23 protein-coding genes, 1 pseudogene and 1 riboswitch are annotated in these 26,715 nt (G+C 70.5%); of the genes and pseudogenes, 21 read left to right on the top strand and 3 right to left on the bottom strand.

The features are described 5' to 3' along the window. Positions 1-35: 35 nt before the first annotated feature. The 8 genes from shc (at position 36) to ACFU95_RS23650 (ending at position 9,170) form a co-directional block, all read left to right on the top strand. Positions 36-2,051, top strand: coding sequence for a squalene--hopene cyclase (gene shc / locus ACFU95_RS23615; protein WP_383830968.1), 2,016 nt, complete (start codon positions 36-38; stop codon positions 2,049-2,051). Continuing rightward, on the top strand, positions 2,051-2,692 hold the full coding sequence (locus ACFU95_RS23620; protein ID WP_383830971.1) for a 1-hydroxy-2-methyl-2-butenyl 4-diphosphate reductase: 642 nt from the start codon (positions 2,051-2,053) through the stop codon (positions 2,690-2,692). Before shc ends, ACFU95_RS23620 begins: the two co-directional genes overlap by 1 nt. 5 nt (positions 2,693-2,697) lie before the next feature. Continuing rightward, a complete protein-coding gene (gene hpnH / locus ACFU95_RS23625) occupies positions 2,698-3,720 on the top strand; it encodes an adenosyl-hopene transferase HpnH (RefSeq protein WP_383830974.1) in 1,023 nt (340 codons plus the stop codon). A 4-nt stretch (positions 3,721-3,724) separates the two neighbouring features. After that, positions 3,725-4,900: a flavodoxin-dependent (E)-4-hydroxy-3-methylbut-2-enyl-diphosphate synthase gene (gene ispG / locus ACFU95_RS23630; RefSeq protein ID WP_383830977.1), complete on the top strand. Its 1,176-nt coding sequence runs from the start codon at positions 3,725-3,727 to the stop codon at positions 4,898-4,900. A gap of 31 nt (positions 4,901-4,931) precedes the next feature. Further along, positions 4,932-6,890: a 1-deoxy-D-xylulose-5-phosphate synthase gene (gene dxs, locus ACFU95_RS23635; protein ID WP_383830980.1), complete on the top strand. Its 1,959-nt coding sequence runs from the start codon at positions 4,932-4,934 to the stop codon at positions 6,888-6,890. Further along, positions 6,887-8,272 (top strand): aspartate aminotransferase family protein, encoded by a 1,386-nt coding sequence (locus ACFU95_RS23640; protein ID WP_383830983.1) that lies wholly within the window; start codon positions 6,887-6,889, stop codon positions 8,270-8,272. Before dxs ends, ACFU95_RS23640 begins: the two co-directional genes overlap by 4 nt. 104 nt (positions 8,273-8,376) lie before the next feature. After that, a complete protein-coding gene (locus ACFU95_RS23645; RefSeq protein WP_383830986.1) occupies positions 8,377-9,054 on the top strand; it encodes a helix-turn-helix domain-containing protein in 678 nt (225 codons plus the stop codon). Next, the gene (locus tag ACFU95_RS23650) at positions 9,051-9,170 is read left to right on the top strand and encodes a DUF6126 family protein (protein WP_383830989.1); all 120 of its coding nucleotides are present in this window, start codon (positions 9,051-9,053) and stop codon (positions 9,168-9,170) included. The genes ACFU95_RS23645 and ACFU95_RS23650 overlap by 4 nt, the downstream gene beginning before the upstream one ends. 26 nt (positions 9,171-9,196) lie before the next feature. Here ACFU95_RS23650 and ACFU95_RS23655 read toward each other — a convergent pair whose 3' ends face one another. Then, a complete protein-coding gene (locus ACFU95_RS23655; protein ID WP_383830992.1) occupies positions 9,197-9,994 on the bottom strand; it encodes a tyrosine-protein phosphatase in 798 nt (265 codons plus the stop codon). Between the two features lie 180 nt (positions 9,995-10,174). On the opposite strand from ACFU95_RS23655, the gene ACFU95_RS23660 reads away from it, so the two are divergent. From ACFU95_RS23660 to ACFU95_RS23675, 4 genes are all read left to right on the top strand, one after another. Then, complete coding sequence (locus tag ACFU95_RS23660; RefSeq protein ID WP_383830995.1) at positions 10,175-12,244, top strand: alpha-galactosidase; 2,070 nt, start codon at positions 10,175-10,177, stop codon at positions 12,242-12,244. 269 nt (positions 12,245-12,513) lie between these two features. Next, a riboswitch (cyclic di-AMP (ydaO/yuaA leader) is annotated at positions 12,514-12,709 on the top strand. Between the two features lie 4 nt (positions 12,710-12,713). Continuing rightward, the gene (locus ACFU95_RS23665) at positions 12,714-13,655 is read left to right on the top strand and encodes a peptidoglycan DD-metalloendopeptidase family protein (protein WP_383830998.1); all 942 of its coding nucleotides are present in this window, start codon (positions 12,714-12,716) and stop codon (positions 13,653-13,655) included. 179 nt (positions 13,656-13,834) lie between these two features. Next, positions 13,835-14,551 (top strand): DUF6250 domain-containing protein, encoded by a 717-nt coding sequence (locus ACFU95_RS23670; RefSeq protein WP_383831001.1) that lies wholly within the window; start codon positions 13,835-13,837, stop codon positions 14,549-14,551. Between the two features lie 145 nt (positions 14,552-14,696). Beyond that, on the top strand, positions 14,697-15,482 hold the full coding sequence (locus tag ACFU95_RS23675; protein ID WP_383831004.1) for an SGNH/GDSL hydrolase family protein: 786 nt from the start codon (positions 14,697-14,699) through the stop codon (positions 15,480-15,482). Positions 15,483-15,579: 97 nt separating this feature from the next. Here ACFU95_RS23675 and ACFU95_RS23680 read toward each other — a convergent pair whose 3' ends face one another. Both ACFU95_RS23680 and ACFU95_RS23685 read right to left on the bottom strand, forming a co-directional pair. Then, the gene (locus ACFU95_RS23680) at positions 15,580-16,200 is read right to left on the bottom strand and encodes a TetR/AcrR family transcriptional regulator (protein WP_383831007.1); all 621 of its coding nucleotides are present in this window, start codon (positions 16,198-16,200) and stop codon (positions 15,580-15,582) included. 69 nt (positions 16,201-16,269) lie between these two features. Further along, positions 16,270-17,448 carry a Glu/Leu/Phe/Val dehydrogenase dimerization domain-containing protein gene (locus ACFU95_RS23685; RefSeq protein ID WP_383831010.1) on the bottom strand — a complete coding sequence of 393 codons (1,179 nt, stop codon included), beginning with the start codon at positions 17,446-17,448 and terminating at the stop codon, positions 16,270-16,272. Between the two features lie 176 nt (positions 17,449-17,624). On the opposite strand from ACFU95_RS23685, the gene ACFU95_RS23690 reads away from it, so the two are divergent. From ACFU95_RS23690 to ACFU95_RS23730, 9 genes and pseudogenes are all read left to right on the top strand, one after another. Further along, on the top strand, positions 17,625-18,800 hold the full coding sequence (locus tag ACFU95_RS23690) for an MBL fold metallo-hydrolase (protein WP_383831013.1): 1,176 nt from the start codon (positions 17,625-17,627) through the stop codon (positions 18,798-18,800). Between the two features lie 686 nt (positions 18,801-19,486). Then, a pseudogene (locus ACFU95_RS23695) lies at positions 19,487-21,124 on the top strand (ATP-binding protein); the annotation flags it as partial. Between the two features lie 947 nt (positions 21,125-22,071). Beyond that, positions 22,072-22,506: a roadblock/LC7 domain-containing protein gene (locus ACFU95_RS23700; RefSeq protein WP_383831016.1), complete on the top strand. Its 435-nt coding sequence runs from the start codon at positions 22,072-22,074 to the stop codon at positions 22,504-22,506. Positions 22,507-22,508: 2 nt separating this feature from the next. After that, positions 22,509-22,880: a DUF742 domain-containing protein gene (locus ACFU95_RS23705; protein ID WP_383831133.1), complete on the top strand. Its 372-nt coding sequence runs from the start codon at positions 22,509-22,511 to the stop codon at positions 22,878-22,880. Next, positions 22,858-23,457: an ATP/GTP-binding protein gene (locus ACFU95_RS23710; RefSeq protein WP_048579917.1), complete on the top strand. Its 600-nt coding sequence runs from the start codon at positions 22,858-22,860 to the stop codon at positions 23,455-23,457. Before ACFU95_RS23705 ends, ACFU95_RS23710 begins: the two co-directional genes overlap by 23 nt. 61 nt (positions 23,458-23,518) lie before the next feature. Beyond that, complete coding sequence (locus ACFU95_RS23715) at positions 23,519-24,094, top strand: GAF domain-containing protein (protein WP_383831020.1); 576 nt, start codon at positions 23,519-23,521, stop codon at positions 24,092-24,094. A 10-nt stretch (positions 24,095-24,104) separates the two neighbouring features. After that, positions 24,105-24,236, top strand: a complete 132-nt coding sequence (locus ACFU95_RS23720) for a hypothetical protein (RefSeq protein WP_383831022.1) — start codon at positions 24,105-24,107, stop codon at positions 24,234-24,236. A 168-nt stretch (positions 24,237-24,404) separates the two neighbouring features. Then, entirely contained in the window at positions 24,405-25,433 is a 1,029-nt protein-coding gene (gene tdh, locus ACFU95_RS23725) for an L-threonine 3-dehydrogenase (protein ID WP_383831025.1), read from the top strand. 76 nt (positions 25,434-25,509) lie between these two features. Further along, positions 25,510-26,703: a glycine C-acetyltransferase gene (locus ACFU95_RS23730; RefSeq protein ID WP_383831028.1), complete on the top strand. Its 1,194-nt coding sequence runs from the start codon at positions 25,510-25,512 to the stop codon at positions 26,701-26,703. The last annotated feature ends 12 nt before the right edge of the window (positions 26,704-26,715 follow it).

Genomic DNA, 26,715 nt, shown 5'->3' on the forward strand with positions numbered 1-26,715 from the left:
GACGCACTACAGGAGCACTGCACGAAGGGGAAGCCATGACAGCGACGACCGACGGAAGCACCGGGGCTCTCCCGCCCCGGGCAACCGCGGCCAGCGACACCGACAGTGAGACCCCTGTGGCGGCCGGGGTGCACGACGCCGCCGTGCGCGCGGTACGGCGCTCCACCGAATTCCTGCTGGCGCAGCAGGACGCCCAGGGCTGGTGGAAGGGCGACCTCGAAACGAACGTCACGATGGACGCCGAGGACCTGCTGCTCCGTCAGTTCCTGGGCATCCGCGACGAGAAGACCACCCAGGCCGCCGCGCTCTTCATCCGCGGCGAGCAGCGCCAGGACGGCGCCTGGGCCACCTTCTACGGCGGGCCGGGCGAACTCTCCGCCACCGTCGAGGCGTACGTCGCCCTCCGGCTGGCCGGCGACGCCCCGGACGCGGCGCACATGGCGAAGGCGTCGGCCTGGATCCGCGAGCGGGGCGGGATCGCCGCCGCCCGGGTGTTCACCCGGATCTGGCTGGCCCTGTTCGGCTGGTGGAAGTGGGAGGACCTGCCCGAACTCCCGCCGGAACTCATCTACTTCCCCAAGTGGGTGCCGCTCAACATCTACGACTTCGGCTGCTGGGCCCGGCAGACCATCGTCCCGCTGACGATCGTCTCCGCGAAGCGGCCGGTACGGCCCGCGCCCTTCCCGCTCGACGAACTGCACACCGACCCGGCCGACCCCAACCCGGTCAAGCCCCTCGCCCCGGCGGCGAGTTGGGACGGCGCCTTCCAGCGGCTCGACAAGGCACTGCACCGGCTGCGCAAGGTCGCCCCGCGCAAACTGCGCGGAGCCGCGATGAACAGCGCCGCCCGCTGGATCATCGAGCGCCAGGAGAACGACGGCTGCTGGGGCGGCATCCAGCCCCCGGCGGTGTACTCGATCATCGCGCTTCACTTGCTCGGATACGACCTCGAACACCCCGTCATGCGCGAGGGGTTGGCGTCGCTGGACCGTTTTGCCGTCTGGCGCGAGGACGGGGCCCGGATGATCGAGGCATGCCAGTCCCCGGTCTGGGACACCTGCCTGGCGACCATCGCACTCGTCGACGCGGGCGTGCCCGCCGACCATCCGCAGCTCGTCAGGGCCGCGGACTGGATGCTCGGCGAGGAGATCGTGCGGCCCGGCGACTGGGCGGTCAAGCGGCCCCAACTGCCCCCGGGCGGCTGGGCGTTCGAGTTCCACAACGACAACTACCCCGACATCGACGACACCGCCGAGGTCGTCCTCGCGCTGCGCCGGGTGAAGCACCACGACCCGGAGCGGGTCGAGAAGGCCATCGGGCGCGGGGTGCGCTGGAACCTCGGCATGCAGTCGAGGAACGGGGCGTGGGGTGCCTTCGACGTCGACAACACCAGCCCGTTCCCCAACCGGCTGCCGTTCTGCGACTTCGGTGAGGTCATCGACCCGCCGTCCGCCGACGTCACCGCCCACGTGGTGGAGATGCTGGCCGTCGAGGGACTCTCCCACGACCCGCGCACCCGGCGCGGCATCCAGTGGCTGCTCGCCGAGCAGGAGCCGGACGGCTCGTGGTTCGGGCGCTGGGGCGTCAACTACGTCTACGGCACCGGATCCGTCGTACCCGCCCTGGTGGCGGCCGGGTTCCCGGGCTCGCACCCGGCGATCCGCCGAGCCGTGACCTGGCTGGAGTCCGTGCAGAACGACGACGGCGGCTGGGGCGAGGACCTGCGCTCCTACCGGTACGTCAAGCAGTGGAGCGGCAAGGGCGCCTCGACCGCCTCGCAGACGGCGTGGGCGCTGATGGCCCTGCTGGCCGCGGGGGAGAAGGACTCCAAGGCCGTCGAGCGGGGCATCGAGTGGCTGGCGGCCACTCAACGCGACGACGGCTCCTGGGACGAGCCCTACTTCACCGGCACCGGGTTCCCCTGGGACTTCTCGATCAACTACCACCTCTACCGTCAGGTCTTCCCGCTCACCGCGCTCGGCCGGTACGTCCACGGAGAGCCCTTCGCCGACAAGGCCGGGGCGGCTCTGGCCGAGGCCAAGGGGAGCTGATGAGCCCGCAGCCCGCCCCGGCCCCGCTGTTGATCGCCTGCGCGCTCGGCATCGAGCAGCTCGCCCTGCGCGCCGGCGACCGCGGCGGTGCCGGCGGGCCCGTCACCGTGCTCCGGACGGGCATGGGACCCCGGGCGGCCGAGCGCTCCGTCACTCGGATGCTGGCCGACCCGGCCCTGGACGGGGCCGCCGTGCTCGCCACCGGCTTCTGCGCGGGGCTGGCTCCCGACATGCACCCCGGTGACCTGGTCGTCGCCGAGGAGACCCGGGATCCGGGCGGAATCGTTCCGTGCGTCAGGACCGACCTACTCGTCAAAGAACTCAGGCGCGCCCTCCCCGGCCGCACCGTCCACACCGGACCGCTCACCGGTTCGGATCACATCATCCGAGGTCAGGAACGGTCCGATCTGCTCGCGACCGGCGCAATCGCGGTCGACATGGAGTCGGCGGCCACGCTCCTGAGCGCCGTGCGCGCGGGCGAGCGCCCGGTTGCGGCCGTACGGGTGGTCGTGGACGCTCCAGAACATGAACTCGTCCGGATCGGCACATTGCGCGGTGGAATATCAGCCTTCCGCGTCCTTCGTGTCGTTCTACCCGCATTCTATGAATGGCACCGTTCTTTGCTGCTCCCCAGGAGGTGAGCCAGATGGCCATGCCGCTGCGTCAGTCCATCAAGGTCGCTACTTACTTGGCCGAACAGAAGCTCCGCCGGCGGGACAAGTTCCCGCTCATCGTCGAGCTGGAACCGCTCTTCGCCTGCAACCTCAAATGTGAGGGCTGCGGCAAGATCCAGCACCCGGCCGGCGTACTCAAGCAGCGCATGCCGGTCGCCCAGGCGGTGGGAGCGGTCCTCGAATCAGGCGCGCCGATGGTGTCCATCGCCGGCGGCGAGCCCCTGATGCACCCTCAGATCGACGAGATCGTGCGGCAGCTGGTGGCCAAGCGGAAGTACGTCTTCCTGTGCACCAACGCCATGCTGCTGCGCAAGAAGATGGACAGCTTCACGCCCTCGCCCTACTTCGCCTTCGCCGTGCACATCGACGGCCTGCGCGAGCGCCACGACGAGTCGGTGGCGAAGGAGGGAGTGTTCGACGAGGCCGTGGAGGCGATCAAGGAGGCCAAGCGACGCGGCTTCCGGGTCACCACCAACTCGACCTTCTTCAACACCGACACCCCGCAGACCATCGTCGAGGTGCTCAACTTCCTCAACGACGACCTCAAGGTCGACGAGATGATGATCTCGCCCGCCTACGCCTACGAGAAGGCCCCCGACCAGGAGCACTTCCTGGGCGTCGAGCAGACCCGCGAGCTGTTCAAGAAGGCCTTCGCGGGCGGCAACCGCGGGAAGTGGCGGCTCAACCACTCGCCGCTGTTCCTCGACTTCCTCGAGGGCAAGGTCGACTTCCCGTGCACCGCCTGGGCGATCCCGAACTACTCGCTGTTCGGCTGGCAGCGCCCCTGCTACCTGATGGCCGACGGATACGTCCCGACGTACCGCGAACTGATCGAGGACACCGACTGGGACAAGTACGGCCGCGGCAAGGACCCGCGCTGCGCCAACTGCATGGCGCACTGCGGCTACGAGCCCACCGCCGTCCTCGCCACCATGGGCTCGCTCAAGGAGTCGCTGCGCGCCATGCGCGAGACCGTCTCCGGAAACCGGGAGTGACACCATGACCGCCATCTCCTTGGGCATCCCCGAGGTACCTCTCCGGTCGGTCGCCGAGCGGCGTGTGTCGCGGCAGATCCAGGTCGGCCCGGTGGCGGTCGGGGGCGGTGCCCCCGTATCGGTGCAGTCGATGACGACGACGCGTACGTCGGACGTCGGCGCCACCCTCCAGCAGATCGCCGAGCTCACCGCGTCCGGCTGCCAGATCGTGCGGGTGGCCTGTCCGACGCAGGACGACGCCGACGCGCTCGCGACCATCGCCCGCAAGTCGCAGATCCCGGTGATCGCAGACATCCACTTCCAGCCGAAGTACGTCTTCGCGGCGATCGAGGCCGGCTGTGCGGCCGTACGGGTCAATCCCGGCAACATCAAGCAGTTCGACGACAAGGTCAAGGAGATCGCGCGGGCCGCCAAGGACCACGGCACTCCGATCCGCATCGGCGTGAACGCGGGCTCGCTGGACCGGCGGCTCCTCCAGAAGTACGGCAGGGCGACGCCGGAGGCCCTGGTCGAGTCGGCGCTCTGGGAGGCGTCGCTCTTCGAGGAGCACGACTTCCGGGACATCAAGATCTCCGTCAAGCACAACGACCCGGTCGTGATGATCGAGGCATACCAGCAGCTCGCGGCCCAGTGCGACTACCCGCTGCACCTCGGTGTCACGGAGGCGGGGCCTGCCTTCCAGGGCACGATCAAGTCGGCCGTCGCCTTCGGCGCGCTGCTCTCCCAGGGCATCGGCGACACCATCCGGGTGTCCCTGAGCGCCCCGCCCGCCGAGGAGGTCAAGGTCGGCCTCCAGATCCTGGAGTCGCTGAACCTCAAGCAGCGGCGGCTGGAGATCGTCTCCTGTCCGTCGTGCGGGCGGGCGCAGGTCGACGTCTACAAGCTGGCCGACGAGGTCACGGCCGGCCTCGAAGGCATGGAAGTGCCGTTGCGGGTGGCCGTCATGGGGTGTGTGGTGAACGGCCCCGGTGAGGCGCGGGAGGCGGACCTGGGGGTCGCCTCCGGCAACGGCAAGGGCCAGATCTTCGTGAAGGGCGAGGTCATCAAGACCGTCCCCGAGTCGAAGATCGTCGAGACCCTGATCGAAGAGGCCATGAAGATCGCAGAGCAGATGGAGCAGGACGGGGCCGCATCGGGCGCCCCCACCGCCACGGGGAAACCGGCAGTGACGGTGAGTTGAAGCGAGGCACGGACCGAGAGGGGGCCCGAGCGTGACGATTCTGGAGAGCATCCGGGGACCACGTGACCTGAAGGCGCTGTCCGAGGCGGAACTCGGGGATCTGTCCCATGAGATCAGGGAGTTCCTGGTGCACGCGGTCGCCAGGACCGGGGGACACCTCGGGCCCAATCTGGGGGTGGTGGAACTCTCCATCGCGCTCCACCGGGTCTTCGAGTCGCCGGTCGACCGCATCGTCTGGGACACCGGTCATCAGAGCTACGTACACAAACTCCTGACGGGACGTCAGGACTTCTCCAAGCTGCGCGGCAAGGGCGGCCTGTCCGGCTACCCCTCGCGTGAGGAGTCCGAGCACGACATCGTCGAGAACAGCCACGCCTCCACCGCGCTCGGCTGGGCCGACGGGCTCGCCAAGGCCCGTGCGGTGCAGGGGGAGAAGGGACATGTCGTCGCGGTGATCGGCGACGGGGCCCTGACCGGCGGGATGGCCTGGGAGGCGCTCAACAACATCGCGGCCGCCAAGGACCGGCCGCTGATCATCGTCGTCAACGACAACGAACGCTCGTACGCCCCCACCATCGGCGGGCTCGCCAACCACCTCGCGACCCTGCGCACGACCGACAGCTACGAGAAGGTGCTGGCCTGGGGCAAGGACGTACTGCTGCGGACCCCGCTCGTGGGCAACACGATCTACGAGTCGCTGCACGGCGCGAAGAAGGGGTTCAAGGACGCGTTCGCGCCGCAGGGCATGTTCGAGGACCTGGGACTGAAGTACGTCGGCCCGATCGACGGACATGACATCGGGGCCGTCGAGTCCGCGCTGCGCCGGGCCAAGCGCTTCCACGGGCCGGTGCTGATCCACTGCCTCACGGAGAAGGGGCGCGGCTACGAACCCGCCCTCGCCCACGAGGAGGACCACTTCCACACCGTCGGCGTGATGGACCCGCTGACCTGCGAGCCGCTGGCACCGTCGGGCGGGCCGTCCTGGACCTCGGTGTTCGGCGAGGAGATCGTGCGGATCGGGGAGGAGCGGGAGGACGTCGTGGCGATCACGGCGGCCATGCTGCACCCGGTCGGGCTCGGCAAGTTCGCGGAGCGGTTCCCCGACCGGGTCTGGGACGTCGGGATCGCCGAGCAGCACGCGGCCGTGTCGGCGGCCGGGCTCGCGACGGGCGGGCTGCATCCGGTCGTCGCCGTCTACGCCACCTTCCTCAACCGGGCCTTCGACCAGCTGCTGATGGACGTCGCGCTGCACCGGTGCGGAGTGACGTTCGTGCTGGACCGGGCCGGTGTCACGGGCGTCGACGGGGCCTCCCACAACGGCATGTGGGACATGTCGATCCTCCAGGTCGTACCGGGACTGCGGATCGCCGCACCGCGCGACGCCGACCAGCTGCGGGCGCAGCTGCGGGAGGCGGTGGCCGTCGACGACGCGCCGACACTCCTGCGGTTCCCGAAGGAGTCCGTCGGCCCGTCCATCCCGGCCGTCGAGCGGGTGGGCGGGCTGGACGTGCTGCACCGGGACACGGGCGAGCCGGAGGTCCTCCTGGTCGCCGTCGGAGTCATGGCTCCGGTGTGCCTCCAGGCGGCCGAGCTGCTGGCGGCACGCGGCATCAACTGCACCGTCGTCGACCCGCGGTGGGTGAAACCCGTCGACCCCGCACTCGCGCCGCTGGCCGCACAGCACCGGCTGGTGGCCGTGGTCGAGGACAACAGCCGCTCGTCCGGTGTGGGCGCCGCCGTGGCGCTGGTGCTGGGCGATGCCGATGTCGACGTACCCGTGCGGCGGTTCGGCATCCCGGAGCAGTTCCTCGCACACGCCAAGCGGGGCGAGGTGCTCGCCGACATCGGGCTCACACCCGTCGAGGTGGCCGGACGGATCAGCGCGAGCCTCGCCCTCAAGGACGCCGAGGGCGGTGCGGCCGGCACCGGGCAGCCCGACGGCGGGCAGGACGGACGGAACGTCGGGCCAGCCGAGGAGAAAGCCGAATGACCACCGAGTTCGACCTCGGCAGACTCCTCGCCGAGCGCGGAGCCGAGCGCTACGAGCTGCACACCAGGCATCTGAACCACCAGCTCCCGCGCATGCTGCACACCATCGGCTTCGACAAGGTCTACGAGCGGGCCGAGGGCGCCTACTTCTGGGACGCGGACGGCGACGACTACCTGGACATGCTCGCCGGATTCGGGGTGATGGGCCTGGGGCGCCACCATCCCGTCGTCCGCAAGGCGCTGCACGACGTCCTCGACGCCCAGCTCGCCGACCTCACCCGCTTCGACTGCCAGCCGCTGCCCGGGCTGCTGGCCGAGAGGCTCCTCGCGCACAGCCCGCACCTGGACCGGGTGTTCTTCGGCAACAGCGGCACGGAGGCGGTCGAGGGCGCGCTCAAGTTCGCCCGGTACGCCACCGGCAGGCCCAGGATCCTCTACTGCGACCACGCCTTCCACGGGCTGACCACCGGTTCCCTGTCCGTCAACGGCGAAGCCGGCTTCCGGGACGGCTTCGCCCCGCTGCTGCCCGACACGGCCGTGGCGCTCGGCGATCTCGACGCCCTGGCAAGGGAGCTGAAGAAGGGGGACGTGGCCGCCCTGATCGTCGAGCCGATCCAGGGCAAGGGCGTGCACGAGTCCCCGCCGGGCTATCTGCGGGCCGCCCAGGAGCTGTTGCACAGGCACAAGGCGTTGCTCATCGTCGACGAGGTGCAGACGGGGCTGGGCCGTACCGGCGACTTCTACGCCTACCAGCACGAGGACGGTGTCGAGCCGGACCTGGTGTGCGTGGCCAAGGCGCTCTCCGGCGGCTATGTGCCGGTGGGCGCCACGCTCGGCAAGGAGTGGATCTTCAAGAAGGTCTACTCGTCCATGGACCGGGTGCTGGTCCACTCGGCGAGCTTCGGGGCCAACGCGCAGGCCATGGCGGCCGGGCTCGCGGTCCTGTCCGTCATGGAGAACGAGCAGATCGTCGCGGGCGCCCGGGCGACGGGGGAACTGCTGAAGTCCCGGCTGGCCGCGCTGATCGACAAGTACGAGCTGCTCGCCGACGTGCGCGGCCGGGGCCTGATGGTCGGCATCGAGTTCGGCCGGCCCGACTCGCTGAAGCTGCGCAGCCGTTGGACCGTGCTCCAGGCCGCGCGCAAGGGGCTGTTCGCGCAGATGGTGGTCGTACCGCTGCTGCGACGGCACCGGATCCTCACTCAGGTCTCCGGTGACCACCTGGAGGTGATCAAGCTCATTCCGCCGCTGGTCATCGGCGAGCGGGAGGTGGATCGGTTCGTCGACGCCTTCACCGACGTGATGGACGACGCGCACAGTGGTGGCGGGCTGATGTGGGACTTCGGCAAGACGTTGATCAAGCAGGCGGTCGCCAACCGCTGAGGGACCGGGTCCTGCGAGGCCGGGCAGGTCGGGCAGGCCGGGACGCTTTTGTCTCTGAGGCAAGAAATTTGCCGCAGAGGCAAGTCTGCGGCTGAATGGGGAGCATGAGCTCCCCCGATGTCGGGCCGGGGCCCGAGAACGAGCCCGAGGCCGGGCCCGGTGCCGGTCCCTTCGCCGAGTCGACGACCGGGCCGGACGAAGTCCTGCCCGCCGTCGCGCCACAGCTGCGCGCGCTGCGCCGCCGCGCCTCGCTCACCCTGGAGGCCGCGGCCCGCTCGGCCGGGCTGTCGCCCGCGCACCTCTCCCGACTGGAGACCGGACAGCGCCAGCCCTCGCTGCCGATGCTGCTCGCGCTCGCGCGTATCTACGGTACGACGGTCTCCGAGCTGCTCGGCGAGACGGTCGCCGACCGGGACGCCGTGGTGCGCGCGGCCGACATGGAACCGACCGCGGCCGGCGGCTGGACGTACTGGCAGGCCGGTGCCTCCGGACGCGGGATGCAGGCCCTGCGGGTCCATGTGCCGTACGGCTCGCAGGGCGACATCGTGCGGGTGCACCCCGGGGAGGAGTGGCTCTACGTCCTCGACGGCCGGCTGCGGCTGCGGCTCGGGGACACCACCCACCGGCTCGCGCCCGGCGACAGCGCGCACTTCGACTCGCTCACCCCGCACCGCATCGCCGCCCAGGACCCGGGCGGGGTCGAGCTGCTCTTCGTCCAAACCCTGCTGCAGAGCCCCACGGCCACGCTGTGCCTGGGCCCCACCCCTGGAGAGACGCCATGAGCGACACGGAGGAGAAGTTCCCGCGTGCCCTGTGGGTGCGGCTCATCATCTACATCGCGGTGGGGCACGTCTTCGCGGGCTTCCTCTACCTGCTGTTCGAGGTGGGCGCGAAGTAGGCACGGGCGCGTGGTGGCGTCCGGGGTCAGTCGAGCAGCCGATCCCGCAGGCGCTCCCGGAGCTCCGGGGTGACCCGCAGACCCTGCTCCAGGTAGGTGTCGACGCCGCCCCATGTCTCGTCGATCGTCTCGAAGGCCGCCGCCAGATACTCGCCCCGGGCGTCGAACAGCGGGCTGAGCAGCTCCATGACCTCGGGTGAGTACGCCGACGCGTCGCTGCCGCTGCGGCGCACCTTGTAGCGGCGGTGCTTGGCGTTGGACTCCAGGTAGTCGACGATGATCGCCTCGCGCTCGACGCCGAGGGCGAGCAGTGTCACCGCGATGGACAGGCCGGCGCGGTCCTTGCCGGCCGCGCAGTGCATCAGGGCGGGGACGCTGTCCTGCGCGAGCGCGTGCAGCACCTGGGAGTGCTCGGCGGTGCGCTCCTTGATGATCATGCGGTAGGAGGCGATCATCCGGCCCGCGCCCTTGCCGTCCGCCAGGATCTCCCGCAACTGGTCGAGGTCGCCGTCGCGGACCATCTTCCAGAACTCCGCGCCGTCCGCGGGGTCGGACAGCGGCAGGTTCACATTGCGCACCCCCGGCAGCTCCACATCGGCCCCTTCGAGCTTCTGATCGGCCGCGTTGCGGAAGTCGAAGATCGTGTGCAGCCCGAGGGAGCCGAGGAAGGCCGCGTCGTCCTCGGTCGCGTGCGCGAGGTGACCGCTGCGGAACAGGACCCCGTGCCGCACCCGCCGTCCGTCCACCGTCGGTAGCCCGCCCACATCGCGGAAATTGCGAACTCCGGCCAGTTCGGGCTCGGTCGACGGGATCTGCTGCGTCACGGGGGCTCCTCCCAGTCGGCCCCGGCGGCATGGCTCGGCTATGCGGCCGACGGGGTGCGCTCTCGACCATACGACATGGCTTCCTGGGGCAATGAGTTGTCCACAGGCGTTGCCCCGGGACGCCGCGGGCCTTGATGATGTTGGTACTTGATCGCACCTGTTCGTCTCTGTGAGGGCTTGATGCTGGAGATCTCCGACAACGGCCGTACGTGGCTCCTCTCCGGGCCCACCAGCAGTTACGCCGTCCACCTGACCGACGGCGACGAGCTGCTGCACCTCCACTGGGGGCCGCGGATCGCGCTCGCCGACGCCGAGGCCCTCGCCGTTGGCCCGCTGCCGGAGTACTGGCCCTTCGAGTCCCCGCTCGACGGGCGCGAGGAGTATCCGGTCGAGGGCGGCCCCCGCTTCGTCCGGCCGGCCCTGTCCGTGCGCACCGGGGAGCGCCGCGGCACCGAGTGGGGTTTCGAGCGGTACGAGGTCGGGGGTGACGAGCTGCGGTTGCGCTTCGCTGACGACGGGCTGACCGTCACCCTGCACTACCGGATGCGCGGGGACGTCGTGGAGCGCTGGGTGACCCTGGACAACCAGGGACCCGTCCTGGAGCTGCTGCGCGCCGACTCCGCGACCTGGACGCTGCCCGGCCGGGAGGACTGGCGGCTGTCCCAGCTGCACGGCCGCTGGGGTGCCGAGTCCCGGCTGGCGCGCTCCCCTCTCACCTACGGTGAGCAGGTCATCGGCAGCCGCCGCGGGCACACCGGGCACCAGCACCTGCCCTGGGTCGCGCTCGACACGGACGCCACCGAGGAGCGCGGCGAGGTCTACGGCTGCGCCCTGGGCTGGTCCGGGTCCTGGCGCATCGCCGTCGCCCAACTCCCGGACGCGCGCGTGCAGGTCACGGGCGGCGCCGGACACGACGACTCGGGCCTGCTGCGGCTGGCGGCGGGGGAGTCCTTCACCACGCCCGTCTTCGCGGGCCTGTGGAGCGACGGCGGCTTCGGCGGGGCGAGTCGCGCCTGGCACGCCTACCAGCGCGGGTATGTGATCCCGAACGCCGACCAGGACCGGCCGGTGCTGTTCAACTCCTGGGAGGCGACGGAGTTCGACATCTCCGAGGAGCAGCAGAGTGTGCTCGCGCGGCGGGCCGCGGCCATCGGCGTGGAGCTGTTCGTGGTCGACGACGGATGGTTCGGGACCCGCACCAGCGACCGGGCCGGGCTCGGCGACTGGACACCGAACCCCGACCGGTTTCCCGCCGGTCTCAAGCCGCTCGCCGAGTACGTGCACGCGCTCGGCATGCAGTTCGGCATCTGGGTCGAACCGGAAATGGTCAATCCGGACAGTGAGTTGTATCGAGCCCATCCAGACTGGGTTCAGTATCAATCGGGACGAAACCGGACGGAATTCCGCAATCAACTCGTACTGAACCTCGCGCGCGAGGACGTCCAGGAGTACCTGTGGGAGCGGCTCGACGGACTCCTCTCCAGTGCCCCGATCGACTATGTGAAGTGGGACTTCAACCGCTGCTTCACCGACGCGGGCTGGCCCGGTGAGCCGTACCCGCAGCGCCTGTGGGTCGACCACGTGCGCGCCCTGTACGGCCTGCTGGACCGGCTGCGCGCGGCCCACCCGGGCGTGGCCTTCGAGTCCTGCTCGGGCGGCGGCGGACGGATCGACCTCGGTGTGCTGGGCCGGACGGACCAGGTGTGGACCTCGGACAACACCGACCCGCTCGACCGGCTCGCCATCCAGCACGGCTTCAGTCAGATCCACCCGGCCCGGGCCATGGCCGCCTGGGTCACCGACAGCCCGAACGCCATGCTCAACCACCGCGCCAGCTCCCTGCGCTTCCGGTTCGTGAGCGCCATGGCCGGGGTGCTCGGGGTCGGTGGCGACCTCGCCCGGTGGACCGAGGAGGAGCTCGCCGAGGCGCGGGAGTGGGTGACCCTCTACAAGGAGATCCGGCCCCTGGTGCAGCGGGGCGACCTCTACCGGCTGCGGGCTCCGCGGGGCGGGCTCAGCGCGGTGCAGTACGTGCTCGGGGACGAGACGGTCGTCCTCGCCTGGCTCCAGGCGCAGCGCTACGGCGAGCCCGTCCCGACGCTGCGGCTGCGCGCCCTGGACCCGACGGCAGCGTATGAATGCCTTGAAACGGGCGAAATTCACCGAGGCGCCGTACTGGGACATCATGGACTTCGTGTCGGTTTGCGGGGCGACCTTGATGCGACGGTTATCCGGCTGCGTCGCATCTAGGGTTTCTGTCCGAATTGGTGCCTTCATTCCAACTCGCTCTGGAGTAAAGGAAGGTGGAGCAGTGTCACGTGAGGAGCGTCATATCCGTGACGGTGCGTCGCCCGTCATGTTCATGTAATTAAGGTGCTTTTCAAGGGGTTTTGAGTCGGACGACGCCTGATAATTCACGCAGGGTGACGGGTAATTCCCACAAGGGATCAACAGGAACGCATTCGGGCGGAACCCCTCACTTGTTCCCTTGCGTCTTCCTCGCTTACGTTCGCCACCAATCCGGACGGACGCCGAATCCTGCCGCCGACCGGATCCCGCGCAAACTCACCCGTGTACGGCAGGAGCGGGGGACCCACAGGTACAACCGCCTGTTCCGGTCTCCGGAACAGGCTTGGGGTCAAGTCGCGTCCCCACGCGACCGGGCATCTCCAGCCCGAACCCGACAGCTCACCTCGCAGGCGCCGGAGAGGAATTCGCCATGCCCGCGAAGGGTAAGCACCGCCGCCCGAAGTCCCTGCGCTTCACTCGCTCCATCGCCGTCGCCGGAACCGGTGGAGCCGCTCTCGCTCTCCCGCTCATCGGTGCCACCGGCGCCCACGCCGCTCCCTCGCAGTCCGTTTCGGAAAAGGCCGTTCAGTCCCTTCCGGTCGCCGAGAAGAAGGCGGTCGACAAGAAGGACACCGAGAAGAAGGCCGGTCTGCGGACCTATTCGGTGAAGGTCGGCGATTACCTTTCGAAGATCGCCGACGACCAGAACGTCAGCGGTGGCTGGAAGCAGCTCTACGCCGACAACCGCGAGGCCGTCGGCGACGACCCGTCGCTGATCCACCCCGGCCTGAAGCTCTCGATCGGCGGCAAGAAGGCGACGGCGAGCACTCCCAAGTCGTCGTCCTCCCCCTCGTCTTCCTCCTCCGCGCCTTCCAAGTCGCCCTCCGACGCGGCCGCCTCGAAGTCCGCCGCGTCGAAGACCGCCACGACCACCGAGAGTGCCGAGGACGCCGGCACGTCCAGCGGCTTCTCCGCCCCTGTCGACGGCGCCGCCGTCGGCACCGCGTACAAGGTGGCGGGCAGCATGTGGTCGAGCGGCTACCACACCGGTGTCGACTTCTCCGCCGCCACCGGCACCCCGCTGAAGGCGGTCGGCGCGGGCACCGTCGTCTCGGCCGGCTGGGGCGGCGCGTACGGCAACCAGGTCGTCATCCAGCTCGCCGACGGCTACTACGCGCAGTACGCCCACCTGTCCTCCCTCTCCGTCTCGAGCGGCCAGACCGTGACCGCGGGCCAGCAGATAGGCCTCTCCGGCGCGACCGGCAACGTCACCGGCCCCCACCTCCACTTCGAGATCCGGACCACGCCGGACTACGGCTCGGACCTGGACCCGGTCGCCTACCTCCGTTCGAAGGGCGTCGCCATCGGCTGACGGCGGCCCCGCGACAGCCACCTGCCTGACACGCAACCGAAGGCCGGACCCCGATCCCCGGGTCCGGCCTTCGGTGTGTTCGCGGGTGTCGACAGAGTGGGGGCGATGGGGGGAGAGTGATCTCCGTCCAGTCGGTGCAAGCGCTTTCTATGTCATCGCCCCAGCGAAGGAGCCCATCCGTGTCGACCACGCGCAGAGCATTCGGAACCCTGGCCGCGGGCGCCGCCCTGGGAGCGCTGGTTCCCGCGGGTGCGGCGAGCGCCGCCGGCCCCCACCGCCGGCTCATCGCCCGCGACGACTTCTGCCACGGCCTCGGCCAGTGGGCGACCGAGCTGCAGAACGGCGGCACCGTCACCGCCGCCCACGGTGTACTGGAGATCGACGTGCCCAGCGGGGCCACCGTGTGGTTCAGGCAGCGGCTCGAAGGGCCCTACGCCATCGAGTACACGGCCACCGCGGTCTCGGCCGGCGGCCCCAACGACCGTGTCTCCGACCTCAACAACTTCTGGAACGCCCTCGACGTCCGCTCCCCGGACGACCTCTTCGCCACGCGACGGGGCGGCGCGCTGGAGGAGTACGACCACCTCAAGACGTACTACGCCGGCTACGGCGCCAACTACAACACCACGACACGGCTGCGCCGGTACGTCGGCGAGGCCGGGGTCCGCCCGCTGATCTTCGACTACACGGAGCCGCTGCTGGTGCCCAACCAGCCGAACCGGGTCCGTATCGTCTCCGACGGCTCGACCGTCCAGTGGTGGAACAACGGGCGGCTCGTCTTCGACCATACCGACCAGGAGCCGTACACCGGCGGGCACTTCGCCTTCCGGACCGTGTGGAGTCACTTCCGGGTCAGCGACTTCCGGGTGTGGCGGTTGCGCCCACAACGCGCCTGATCGGAGGGTTATTCCGAGTTTGGTGAACCCTTTAGGAGTGGCTTATCTCACCGCTCGTCAACCCTCGCCTACGGTCGCGTAGGTCACATTCGAAGGTGAATCATGTGCCGATGTGGCAGACGATTCGAAGAGTGACAGCAGATCAGTGATCGGGTCGTACGTTGCGGTGGGGGACAGCTTCACCGAGGGCGTCGGCGACCCCGGCCCCGACGGGGCCTTCGTCGGTTGGGCAGACCGGTTCGCGGTCCTGCTCGCGGACCGGCGCCCCGAGGGCGACTTCGACTACGCGAACCTCGCCGTGCGCGGCAAACTGCTCGACCAGATCGTCGAGGACCAGCTTCCGAGGGCCGCCGAACTGGCCCCGGACCTGGTCTCCTTCTGCGCGGGCGGCAACGACATCATCCGACCCGGAACCGACCCCGACGAGGTCGCCGAACGCTTCGAGCGGGCGATCATCCAGCTCACCTCCGCCGTCGGCACCGTCATGGTGACGACCGGCTTCGACACCCGTGGCGTCCCCGTGCTGAAGCATCTGCGCGGCAAGATCGCCACGTACAACGGTCATGTGCGGGCCATCGCCGACCGGTACGGCTGTCCGGTGCTCGACCTGTGGTCCCTGAAGACCGTTCAGGACCGCCGGGCGTGGGACCACGACCGGCTCCATCTGTCCGCCGAGGGGCACACGCGCGTGGCGCTCCGTGCGGGCCAGGTCCTCGGCCTGGAGGTCCCGGCCGACCCGGACCAGCCCTGGCCGCCGCTCCCGGCCCGCGGCACCCTGGAGATCCGCCGGGACGACGTCCACTGGGCGCGTGAGTACCTGGTGCCGTGGATCGGGCGGCGTCTGCGGGGCGAGTCGTCGGGGGACCATGTGACCGCCAAGGGCGCGTTGTCCCCGGACGACATCAAGATGCGGATCGAATCGGTGGCTTGAGGCGGCGCCTCGGCGGTGTGGGCCGTGCCCGGTTCGGGGGCGCGGCCCACACGGCTGCCGTGGCCGCGGTGAACCGGCCGCCCGGCGACCGGCGGCCTCACCGCGCCGACGCCGTCAACGCCTCCCGCTCCAGACCCAGTTCCCGGGCGAGCGCCTCGTCCACCCACTCCCGGGCACGCGCGCGTGACACCGCGCCGCGGTACGACGTCAGCTGTACGGCGAGACCGTCGAGGAGGGCCGTGAGGCGCAGGGCCGTTCCGGTGGGGTCCGGGCAGCGGAACTCGCCCGCGGCCACGCCCTGATCGATGACCTCGATGATGGCGCCCTTCCACTGCCGGTCGAGGTCCCGTGTGACGTCCTGGAGCGCGGGCTCACGCAAGGCCCCTGCCCAGCCCTCGATCCACAGCCGCCAGCCCTTGGCCTGGCCGGTCGGCGCGTACCAGCGCACGGCCGCCCGCAGTCGTCGCAGCGCCGTCGTACGGCGGCCGAGGATCCCGCGCAGTCTGGCCAGGTCGCCCTCGGCCGCGTGGGTGAAGGCGGCGGCGACCAGTTTCTCCTTCGTGGCGAAGTGATAGAGCACCAGCGCGTTGCTCACCCCGAGCGTCGAGGCCACGTCGGCGATCCTGACCGCCGCCACGCCCCGCGCCTCTATCTGCTCCACGGCGGCCCGCAGCAACTCCTCGCGCCGCTCGGCCACGCTCAACCGCACTCTCGCCACTCGGTCACCCTAAGGCCTGGCCGCGGGCCGCTCCCGGGCCGTGGTCGGGTGAGGGGCCTTCGTCCGCCGTCACCGGTGGCGGCCGAACCGCTCGGCGATCACCGGCAACCGGTCCTCCGCGATGGCGTGGGCGGCGTCCCGGGGCGTGGTCCCGTCGGCCTCGGCGCGGCCCAGGATCAGGTCGGTCAAGGCGCGCATCGAGCGTCGTGTGTGGGCGAACGCCTCGTCCGCGGACGGGCCGATGTCGCCGAACAGCGTCCACCACCACCAGGCGTTCGTGGCCGAGTTGACCACGACGTCCGGCAGCACGGTGACGCCCCGCGCGGCCAGCAGCCGCTCCGCGTCCGGGCGTACCGGCATGTTGGCCGCCTCGGCGATCCAGCGGGCACTGATCCGCGCCTGGTTCGCGGTGTCGATCACATACGAGACGGCCGCCGGCACCAGCACCTCGGCCTCGGCCGACAGCCAGGCGTCACCCGGCAGTTCGCGGTCTCCGCGGCGCAGTGCCGCGCGGTCGACCGTGCCGTAGGCGTCCCGCGCCGCCAGCAGGGCCTCGACGTCGAGGCCCGCGGGGTTGGCGATCGTGCCCTTGATGTCGGCGACGGCCACGACGGTGAGCCCCGCGCGTGTGAGGAAGCGCGCCGTCGCCCCACCCATGGTCCCGAGGCCCTGCACGGCGACACGCGTCCGCCAGCACGGGACACCGGCCCGGTCCAGCGCCGTGAGCACCGACTCGGCGACCCCGCAGCCGCCGACCAGCTCGTCGAGCCCGATGCCGTCCACCTCGACCGCGAAGGCGTCCGCGAGCCGCCGACGCGCGCCGGCCTCGTCGTCGAGCAGCGGATACACGGCCTGCACGGACGAGACGAGCCCCGCCTCGGATGCCGCCCGGTCGACCACGTCCTGAGTGAGCCCGAGGTCCTCGCCCGTGGTCCAGAAGCTCTCGACGTACGGTCGCATGGTCCGCAGAAAACGCACCAGGAGCCCGTACGCCTCCGGATCCCGGGGATCGCAGTCGATGCCGCCCTTGGCGCCGCCCAGGGGGACGTACCGGGCCTCGGGGTCGTAGTGCAGGGCTTCCTTCAGGCTCATGCCGTGGGCGAGCCCGGTGACCTCCTCCAGCGTGCATCCCGGCCGCATGCGCAGCCCACCGCTGGAGACGCCGCGTACCAGCCGGTCGATGACCAGGAAGCCCTGGCGGCCGGTGACGTCGTCGGTCCAGGTGAGCGACAGCAGGGGGGTGGTCATGGTCTCTCCGGGGGAAGGGTGGCGAGGGCCGCGTGCCGCGCGCGGTTACTGAACGACGGGTCAGTATCGAAGTGACGGCGGGGACATGTCAACGTGTGGAATGGATCAGGGGCCGTCCGGGGTTGTCGGAGGGGCCGACCATAATGGACTACTCACCGACTCCACCTGGAGGTACCGTGGCCGGTTTCCGTTTCCCGAGCTCCGGGCTCCGTGCCCTGCGGCCCGAGGCCTTCGGCGTGGACCCGAGCGGTGAGCGCATGGCGCGCATCCGCAGATCCCCGCACTTCCGGGACGGGGTCTTCCAGAACCCCGGGGGCACCGCCCGGACCAGACCCTCCGGATCGATGCTGGAGTTCTCCAAGGTCTTCTTCGACCGGGACGCCCGGCCCCGCCGCGCCCCCAAGAGCACCGTGCCGGTCCACCCCACCACATACGCCGACCTGGCCAAACCTCCCGCGGGCGGGCTGCGCCTGACCTGGATGGGACATTCGAGCGTCCTTGCGGAGATCGACGGGCACCGGGTGCTCTTCGACCCGGTGTGGGGCGATCGCTGCTCCCCGTTCCCCTTCGCCGGGCCCAAGCGGCTGCACCCCGTGCCGCTGCCGCTGGCCGAGCTCGGGCCGGTCGACGTCGTCGTCATCTCCCACGACCACTACGACCACCTCGACCTGCCCACGATCAAGGCGCTGGTCGACACGGACACGCTCTTCGCCGTACCGCTCGGCGTCGGCGCGCACCTCGAACACTGGGGCGTGTCGGCCGACCGGCTGCGCGAGCTGGACTGGCACGAGACGACGAAGGTCGGCGGACTCACCCTGACGGCCACCCCGGCCCGCCACTTCTGCGGCCGCGGCCTGCGCAACACACAGCACACCCTCTGGGCGTCCTGGGTCGTCGCCTCGGACGAGCACCGGATCTACCACAGCGGTGACACCGGATACTTCGACGGCTTCACGGACATCGGCGCCGAGCACGGCCCCTTCGACGCCACGATGATCCAGCTCGGTGCCTACTCCGACTTCTGGCCCGACATCCACATGACGCCGGACGAGGGCGTCCGGGCCCACCTCGACCTTCAGGGCGGCGAACCGGCGGCGGGCGTCATGCTGCCGATCCACTGGGGCACCTTCAACCTGGCGACCCACCCGTGGGCGGAGCCGGGTGAGTGGACGATGCGCGCCACGCACAAGGCCGGGGTCACGATGGCGGCTCCCCTCTGCGGTGAGCCCTTCGAACCCGCCTCGGTGCGGCCTGTCACGCCGTGGTGGCGTGAGGCGGCCGAAGAGCCCGCCGGGGGATGGCCGGCCTGGCCGCCGGTCGTGTCCGGGCCGGAGAGCGTGGCGGTCGGCTAGAGCGCGACGTGACTTCGCGGGCCCCGACAGTTGTGGAGCGGGGCCCGCTCTGGCACGCGATGAGCCCGCCCTGGTGCGCGACGAACCGCCTGTGGTGCGCGACGAACTGCCCGTGGTGCGCGACCACTCGGCGTGGCGCACAACGAAATCGTGCGGGTGCCCACCAAGCGGCGCGCGCCCTTGGGGGCGGTTCGCGCGGGGCGCGTGGGAGCGTGCAGGGGCGCTTCGGAGCGCTCGTGGAGTACTGCGCGCAGATACGGCCGGTGACATTCCCGGTGGCGGACAACGGGCCCGCGCAGTGCTGAATCGTCCCGGCCAGGGCGGCCCCGGCCGAGGGGACCAGGAGGTGGCGCGGCCGGCGGCGGCTGCGGGGCCGCGCCGCTCGACTTTTCTTCGTGACCACTTCTGACCAGGTCCGATCGTTCGATCGCCCCTTCTGGGCGTACGGCGGAGCTGGTTATCGGTCTGTCGTACGAGACCTCATACCAGAGCGGGACGCTGCCTGCGGGACTTTGTCAACTGCCCACCGCACTTGATGCAGAGGCGACTACTGTCAGTGTCCGTCGGGCGACACGGAGCCGCATTCATGGGCTCTGTCGACCGACATCGCGATGGCGCATGCCCCGGGCCGCGCAGACCGCGCGCACTCCCAAGGCCCCGACCGACGGACCAGTACGAGGACCCCGATGTCTCCACTCCGCGCCCCGGCCGCACGCGCAGACCGCCGTGAGGGCGGGCGGCACGGGCGCCCGACCGCACGCACCGCGACCGCGCTGCCCGAGACCCAAATACGGCCCCAACTCCTGCGTCTGGCCGTGCTGCCGCCCGTCGCGGTGAGCCTCAGCGCCTGTGCGGCCGTACTCTTCGTCGTCCGCTCCACCGGGGCACGGCCGAGTCTCACCCTGTGGGGCGTGCTCGCCGGGGCGTTCTCGGTGACCGTGGTGGGCATCCTGATCGCCGCGGTGGCCGCCAACCGCACCGCCAAGGCCGTGAGCGACCGCATCGGCGCACTCCGCCGCAGCAGCGCGCGCGGCGAGGCCGATCTGCGAGCCCTCGTCGAGACGCTGCGGCGCGGCGACGGTCCGCCGAAGCGTAAGCAGCGCAGCGGTCCGCCCGAGGGGGCCGACGACTTCGAACTGCTCGCCGCCGATCTGGCCCGCGCCCAGGACGGGGCTGTCATCGCTGTCGTCCAGGCATCCCAGCTCTCCAGCCAGGCGGGCAGCGAACAGAAGCTCGAGGTCTTCGTCAACCTCGCCCGGCGCCTCCAGTCGCTCGTCCACCGCGAGATCTCCATCCTCGACGAGCTGGAGAACGAGATCGAGGACCCCGACCTGCTCAAGGGCCTCTTCCACGTCGACCACCTCGCCACCCGCATCCGCCGCCACGCCGAGAACCTCGCCGTACTCGGCGGCGCGGTCTCCCGTCGGCAGTGGAGCAACCCGGTGTCCATGACCGAGGTGCTGCGCTCCGCCATCGCGGAGGTCGAGCAGTACTCGCGGGTCAAGCTCGTGCCGCCCATCGACGGCACCCTGCGCGGACACGCCGTCGCCGACGTCATCCACCTGCTGGCCGAACTGGTCGAGAACGCCACGGTGTTCTCCGCCCCGCACACCCAGGTCCTGCTCCGGGCCAACCTCGTGACCTCGGGGCTCGCCGTCGAGGTCGAGGACCGTGGGCTGGGCATGCCGGTCGGCGAGCAGAACCGTATGAACGCCCTGCTCGCCGACCCCGACCAGGTCAACGTGGCCAGCCTGTTGGCGGACGGGCGCATCGGACTGTTCGTCGTGTCGCAGCTCGCGAAGCGGCACGGCATCCATGTACGGCTCCAGACCAACATCTACGGCGGTGTCCAGGCCGTACTCGTCGTGCCGCAGGGGTTGTTGGGGACGGAGCCCGGGGCCCACGGCAGCGCGCCGCGGGCGCAGGATCCGCAACAGGCCGCGGGCGCCGCCGTACCGCAGCACTCCCCGCGTCAGGCGAGTCCGCAGCAGGCGCCGGTGCCGCCGCAGCAGCTTCGGCAGCCCATGCCTGCCGGGCCCGCCGCGTCGGCCGCCTCGGCGGCGTCGGCCGCATCGGAGGGTGGGCAGCGAGGTGCGGCCGAGGCGTCGGCGGGCGCGCCGCGTAGGCAGCAGCCGGAGTCCGGCGGCTGGGGGGCGCCCTCCGGGGCGAACGGCGCCGGGCCGGCACCGCTGCCCGTACGTGGCGCTCGCGGAGAACGGGCGAACCCCTCGGAGGCCGTGCCCGGCATCAGGCCCGACGAACGTCGGCTCGTCGCGGAGAACACCGCCACACCGCCGACCCCGCGCACCAGCACCGTCCGCGGCACCATGGGCAAGCCCCAACTGCCCAGACGCCGGGCCCAGGAACACATCGTGCCCCAGCTGCGGAGCGCGCCCGCGCCACGTCAGGAATCCGACCACCTCGCCGGGCACGACCCGGGGCTGATGGCTGCCTTCCAACGGGGCATCGGGCTCGCCGAGACGCAGCAGCACATGGAGTCGGCGCACATGGAGTCGGCGCACATGGATGCCGGGCATGTGGAGGTCGGGCATGTGGAGAGCGGACGGATGGACACCGTGCGTACGGATGCCGGACGTCCGGATGCGGAGCACATGGGCGGTGGGCACACGGGCGGGGCGCACATGGGCGCAGGCCACGTGGGCACCGCACACATGGCGTCAGGCCACATGGCCTCGGGGCCGACGGCGTTCGGCCACACAGCGTCAAGCCACGTGAGTTCGCGCCACGTGGATGCGACCCACATGGATGGGACCCACATGGATGCGAGCCACGTGGATGCGACCCACATGGACTCGGCACACACCGCCAGCACCCAAGGCACCACATCCGCCTACACCCCCTCGCCGCACAAGCCCGCCGGCACGACGCCCACCCACCCGGACCCCGCACGCCTGGAGTCCCTGCGTCTGGAGTCCCTGCGCCCGGCGTCGATCCGCCTGGAATCGACGAGCCTCGAGACAGGTCGGGTGCAGGCCCCACGTATGTACCCGACAGCCCTGGACGGGCTCCACGCAGACGTGACCTCCATGCCTCCCCGGCCCGTCATGGACGCATCGTCCATGGACCCGGCCCGCATGACCGAGACCCACCCCGGGCCCGGGCCCGCGCCCGGCACCGACCACACCCCCTGGCAGGACGGGAGCGCACCAGCCGGATGACCACGACCGTGACCAGCTCGACATCCGCCTGGAAGTCCACCCCCACCCCCAGCGCTCCCGCTGACCTTCGTACCTCAAGGAGTCGATCCATCATGGCGAGCGAAGCGCCGACCGCCCAGGTCTCCGATCTCGACTGGCTGATGAGCGGCCTCGTGCAGCGTGTACCGCATACGACCAGTGCGGTACTCCTCTCCTGCGACGGGCTCGTGAAGTCGGTTCACGGCCTTGACCCGGACAGCGCGGACCACATGGCAGCCCTGGCTTCCGGCCTCTATTCCCTGGGCCGCAGCGCCGGGGTCCGGTTCGGCGACGGCGGAGACGTGCGCCAGGTCGTCGTCGAACTCGACTCGACCCTGCTCTTCGTGACGACGGCCGGTTCCGGCACCTGTCTCGCCGTGCTGGCCGGCCGCGAGGCCGACGCGGCGGTGCTCGGCTACGAGATGGCGATGCTGGTCAAGAGCGTCCGCCCGTATCTGGTCACCGCACCCCGGCAGCACTCCGTCGAACCCTCGGCGCTGAGGCCTTGAACGTGACGGCGGCCGGCGACGGGCCCTGGCTCGACGACGCGGCCGGACGGCTGGTGCGCCCTTTCACGGTCAGCAACGGCCGCACCCGGCCCACCATCGCGCTCGATCTCATGTCGCAGGTCATGGCCACCGGGGCGACCCCCCTCGGCTACCTCGGCCCCGAGCACGAGCAGGCGCTCGACCTGTGCCGCGGTCCCGTCTCGATCGCCGAGGTCGCCGCCCATCTGAAGCTGCCGGCGGCGGTCACCAAGGTGCTGCTGTCGGACCTCGTCGACTGCGGGGCGGTCACCACCAAGCCCCCCGAGTTCCACCACAACCCGACTGACCGGGCCCTTCTGGAGGCAGTGCTCGATGGACTACGACGACAGCTCTGACCCCTTCCCCACCGCACTGAAGATCTTGGTGGCGGGAGGGTTCGGGGTCGGCAAGACGACCTTCGTCGGCGCGGTGAGCGAGATCGCGCCGCTCAGCACGGAGGAGCTGCTCACCACGGTCAGCGCCGCGACCGACAACCTGGAAGGCATCGAGAACAAGGTCGAGACGACGGTGGCCATGGACTTCGGCCGCATCACCCTCGATCCGGAACACGTCCTGTATCTGTTCGGCACGCCCGGACAGGAACGGTTCTGGTTCATGTGGGACGAACTCTCCGAGGGTGCGCTCGGCGCGGTCATCCTCGCCGACACCCGGCGCCTGGAGGACTGCTTCGCCGCCGTCGACTTCTTCGAGCAGCGGGGCCTCGGCTTCATCGTCGCGATCAACGAGTTCGACGGCGGTTACCGGTACGACCCGGAGGAGGTCCGAGCCGCGATCGACCTCGACCCGCAGATCCCCGTCGTCCGCTGCGACGCCCGGATCTCCAGCTCCGGTGTCCAGACTCTGCTGACCCTGGTACGGCACCTCATCGCCCATGCACCTGCACCCGCGCCGAGCCACGGTGCCCACATGTGACATCCGCACACACCAGCACGGAGCCGCATATGACCCACGCCCACAGCGAGGGAATCCGCCCATGAGCTACGGCCCACCCCACCCGGTCGCTCGCCTGCTGCTCACCCCCGAGGACAAGGAGGCCCCAGCCCGCGCACTGCGGCTGTTCCAACTGGGTCTGGGGGAGTACCCCGATCCGGCCCTGGACACCTTCGCGGGCCATCTCGCCGAGCTCACCGGGGCGCCGTACGCCATGGTCAACTTCATCGGTGAGAACCGGCAGTTCTTCGCCGGCCTGCATGTGCGGCCGACCGTGAACCTGGCGCGGACCGACGACTCCAAGCCGGTGCTGGGCCGCCCCATGGAACGCGACCATGGGTTCTGCCCCCATGTGGTGGTGCGACACAAGGCGCTGGTTCTGGAGGACGTCTGCGACTATCCGCGGTTCGCCGGGAACCCGATCGTCGACGAGTTCGGCATCCGCTCCTATCTGGGCGCCCCGCTCATCGACTCCACGGGAATGGCGCTGGGCACGGTGTGCGTCATCGACGTGGAGCCGCGGCCGTGGGGGAAGGCGGGGCTGGAGACCATCAAGGCGTCCGCGGCGGAGTTGGTGATGCGGCTGGAGCGACGGGCCGCGGACGGGCTGCCTCTCTAGCCCGCACGGCGTGCGCCCCGGACACGACATGCGGCACATGCCGGTGATCCGGCTGATGCGGGACATCGTCGCGCACGGTGAGATCGGCGAGAGCGTCGCTGCGTCGCTGCGCCGGTGGCTGTGCGGATGGCCGAGGGCTTGAGGGAGCGCCGGCGGAGGGCGTGAAGGAAAGCTGTGGCGCCGCTTAAGAAATCCTCGATGGACCTGGGCGCCGCCGTACGGCAGATTCATCTGCGATTCCACCCCCCTCCCCGGCCGCGGGCGCCTTCGGCATGCCCGTGGCCGGGACTCACTCTCAGGAGCCGTACCGTTGAAGGCGCTGGTCAAGGAGAAGGCGGAGCCCGGGCTCTGGCTCGCGGACGTCCCGGAACCGGCTGTCGGACCCGGCGACGTACTGATCAAGGTGTCGCGCACCGGCATCTGCGGCACCGATCTGCACATCCGGGCCTGGGACGGCTGGGCGCAGCAGGCGATCCGCACCCCGCTCGTGCTCGGTCACGAGTTCGTGGGCGAGGTCGTCGAGGTCGGGCGCGACGTCAGTGACATCGCCGTCGGCGAGCGGGTCAGTGGCGAGGGCCATCTGGTGTGCGGCAAGTGCCGCAACTGCCTGGCCGGGCGTCGGCATCTCTGCCGGGCCACCATCGGCCTCGGCGTGGGACGGGACGGCGCCTTCGCCGAGTACGTCGCGCTGCCGGCCGCCAATGTGTGGGTGCACCGGGTGCCCGTCGACCTCGATGTCGCCGCGATCTTCGACCCGTTCGGCAACGCCGTGCACACCGCGCTGTCGTTCCCGCTGGTCGGGGAGGACGTTCTGATCACCGGCGCGGGCCCGATCGGCCTGATGGCGGCGGCGGTGGCCCGGCACGCGGGCGCGCGCAACGTCGTGATCACCGATGTGAGCGAGGAGCGACTGGAGCTGGCCCGCAAGGTGGGCGTGAGCCTCGCGCTGAACGTGTCGGAGGCGTCCATCGGCGACGGGCAGCGCGCACTCGGTCTGCGCGAGGGCTTCGACATCGGCCTGGAGATGTCCGGCCGCCCCGAGGCGATGCGCGACATGATCGCCAACATGACGCACGGCGGCCGTATCGCCATGCTCGGCCTCCCGGCGCAGGACTTCCCGGTCGACTGGGCCCGGATCGTCACCTCGATGATCACCATCAAGGGCATCTACGGCCGCGAGATGTTCGAGACCTGGTACGCGATGTCCGTGCTGCTGGAAGGCGGCCTCGACCTCGCCCCCGTGATCACCGGCCGGTACGGCTACCGCGACTACGAGGCGGCGTTCGCCGACGCGGCGAGCGGCCGCGGCGGCAAGGTCATCCTCGACTGGACCGCGTAAGCCACCGCGTAACTCACTGCCAGAAGTCACCGCGCGAGCCTCCGCGTAAGCCATCTGCCTTTCTAGGAGCTTTCTGATGTTCGACTCCGTGCGCGACGACCTGCGCGCCACCCTCGACGAGATCCGCGCCGCCGGCCTGCACAAGCCGGAGCGCGTCATCGGCACCCCGCAGTCCGCGACGGTGAACGTCACCGCGGGCGGCCGCCCCGGCGAGGTCCTCAACTTCTGCGCCAACAACTATCTGGGCCTCGCCGACCACCCCGAGGTCGTCGCCGCCGCCCACGAGGCCCTTGACCGCTGGGGCTACGGCATGGCGTCGGTCCGTTTCATCTGCGGCACGCAGAAGGTGCACAAGGAACTGGAGGCACGGCTCTCCGCGTTCCTCGGCCAGGAGGACACGATCCTGTACTCCTCCTGCTTCGACGCCAACGGCGGCGTGTTCGAGACGCTGCTCGGCCCGGAGGACGCGGTGATCTCCGACGCGCTGAACCACGCGTCGATCATCGACGGCATCCGGCTGTCCAAGGCCCGCCGCTTCCGGTACGCCAACCGCGATCTGGCGGACCTGGAGCGGCAGTTGAAGGACGCGTCCGACGCCCGCCGCCGGTTGATCGTCACCGACGGCGTGTTCTCCATGGATGGCTATGTGGCCCCGCTCGGTGAGATCTGCGACCTCGCCGACCGCTACGACGCCATGGTGATGGTCGACGACTCGCATGCCGTCGGCTTCGTCGGTCCCGGCGGCCGCGGCACGCCCGAGCTGCACGGCGTCATGGACCGCGTCGACATCATCACCGGCACCCTCGGCAAGGCGCTCGGCGGCGCGTCCGGCGGCTATGTCGCGGCCCGCGCCGAGATCGTCGCCCTGCTGCGTCAGCGCTCCCGGCCGTACCTGTTCTCCAACACCCTGGCCCCGGTGATCGCGGCCGCCTCGCTCAAGGTCATCGACCTGCTGGAGGCGGCGGACGACCTGCGGATCCGGCTGGCCGAGAACACCGCGCTGTTCCGCCGCCGGATGTCCGAGGAGGGCTTCGCCGTTCTCCCCGGTGACCATGCCATCGCGCCCGTGATGATCGGTGACGCGGCTGTCGCCGGCCGGATGGCGGAGCTGCTGCTGGAACGCGGTGTGTACGTGATCGGCTTCTCGTACCCGGTGGTGCCGCAGGGCCAGGCGCGCATCCGCGTGCAGCTGTCCGCCGCGCACTCGACGGACGACGTCAACCGTGCCGTCGACGCCTTCATCGCGGCCCGGGCGGAACTGGAGGCCTGAGGTCCGGCCGGC

The organism is Streptomyces sp. NPDC057623 (assembly GCF_042800355.1).
Taxonomy (GTDB): domain Bacteria; phylum Actinomycetota; class Actinomycetes; order Streptomycetales; family Streptomycetaceae; genus Streptomyces.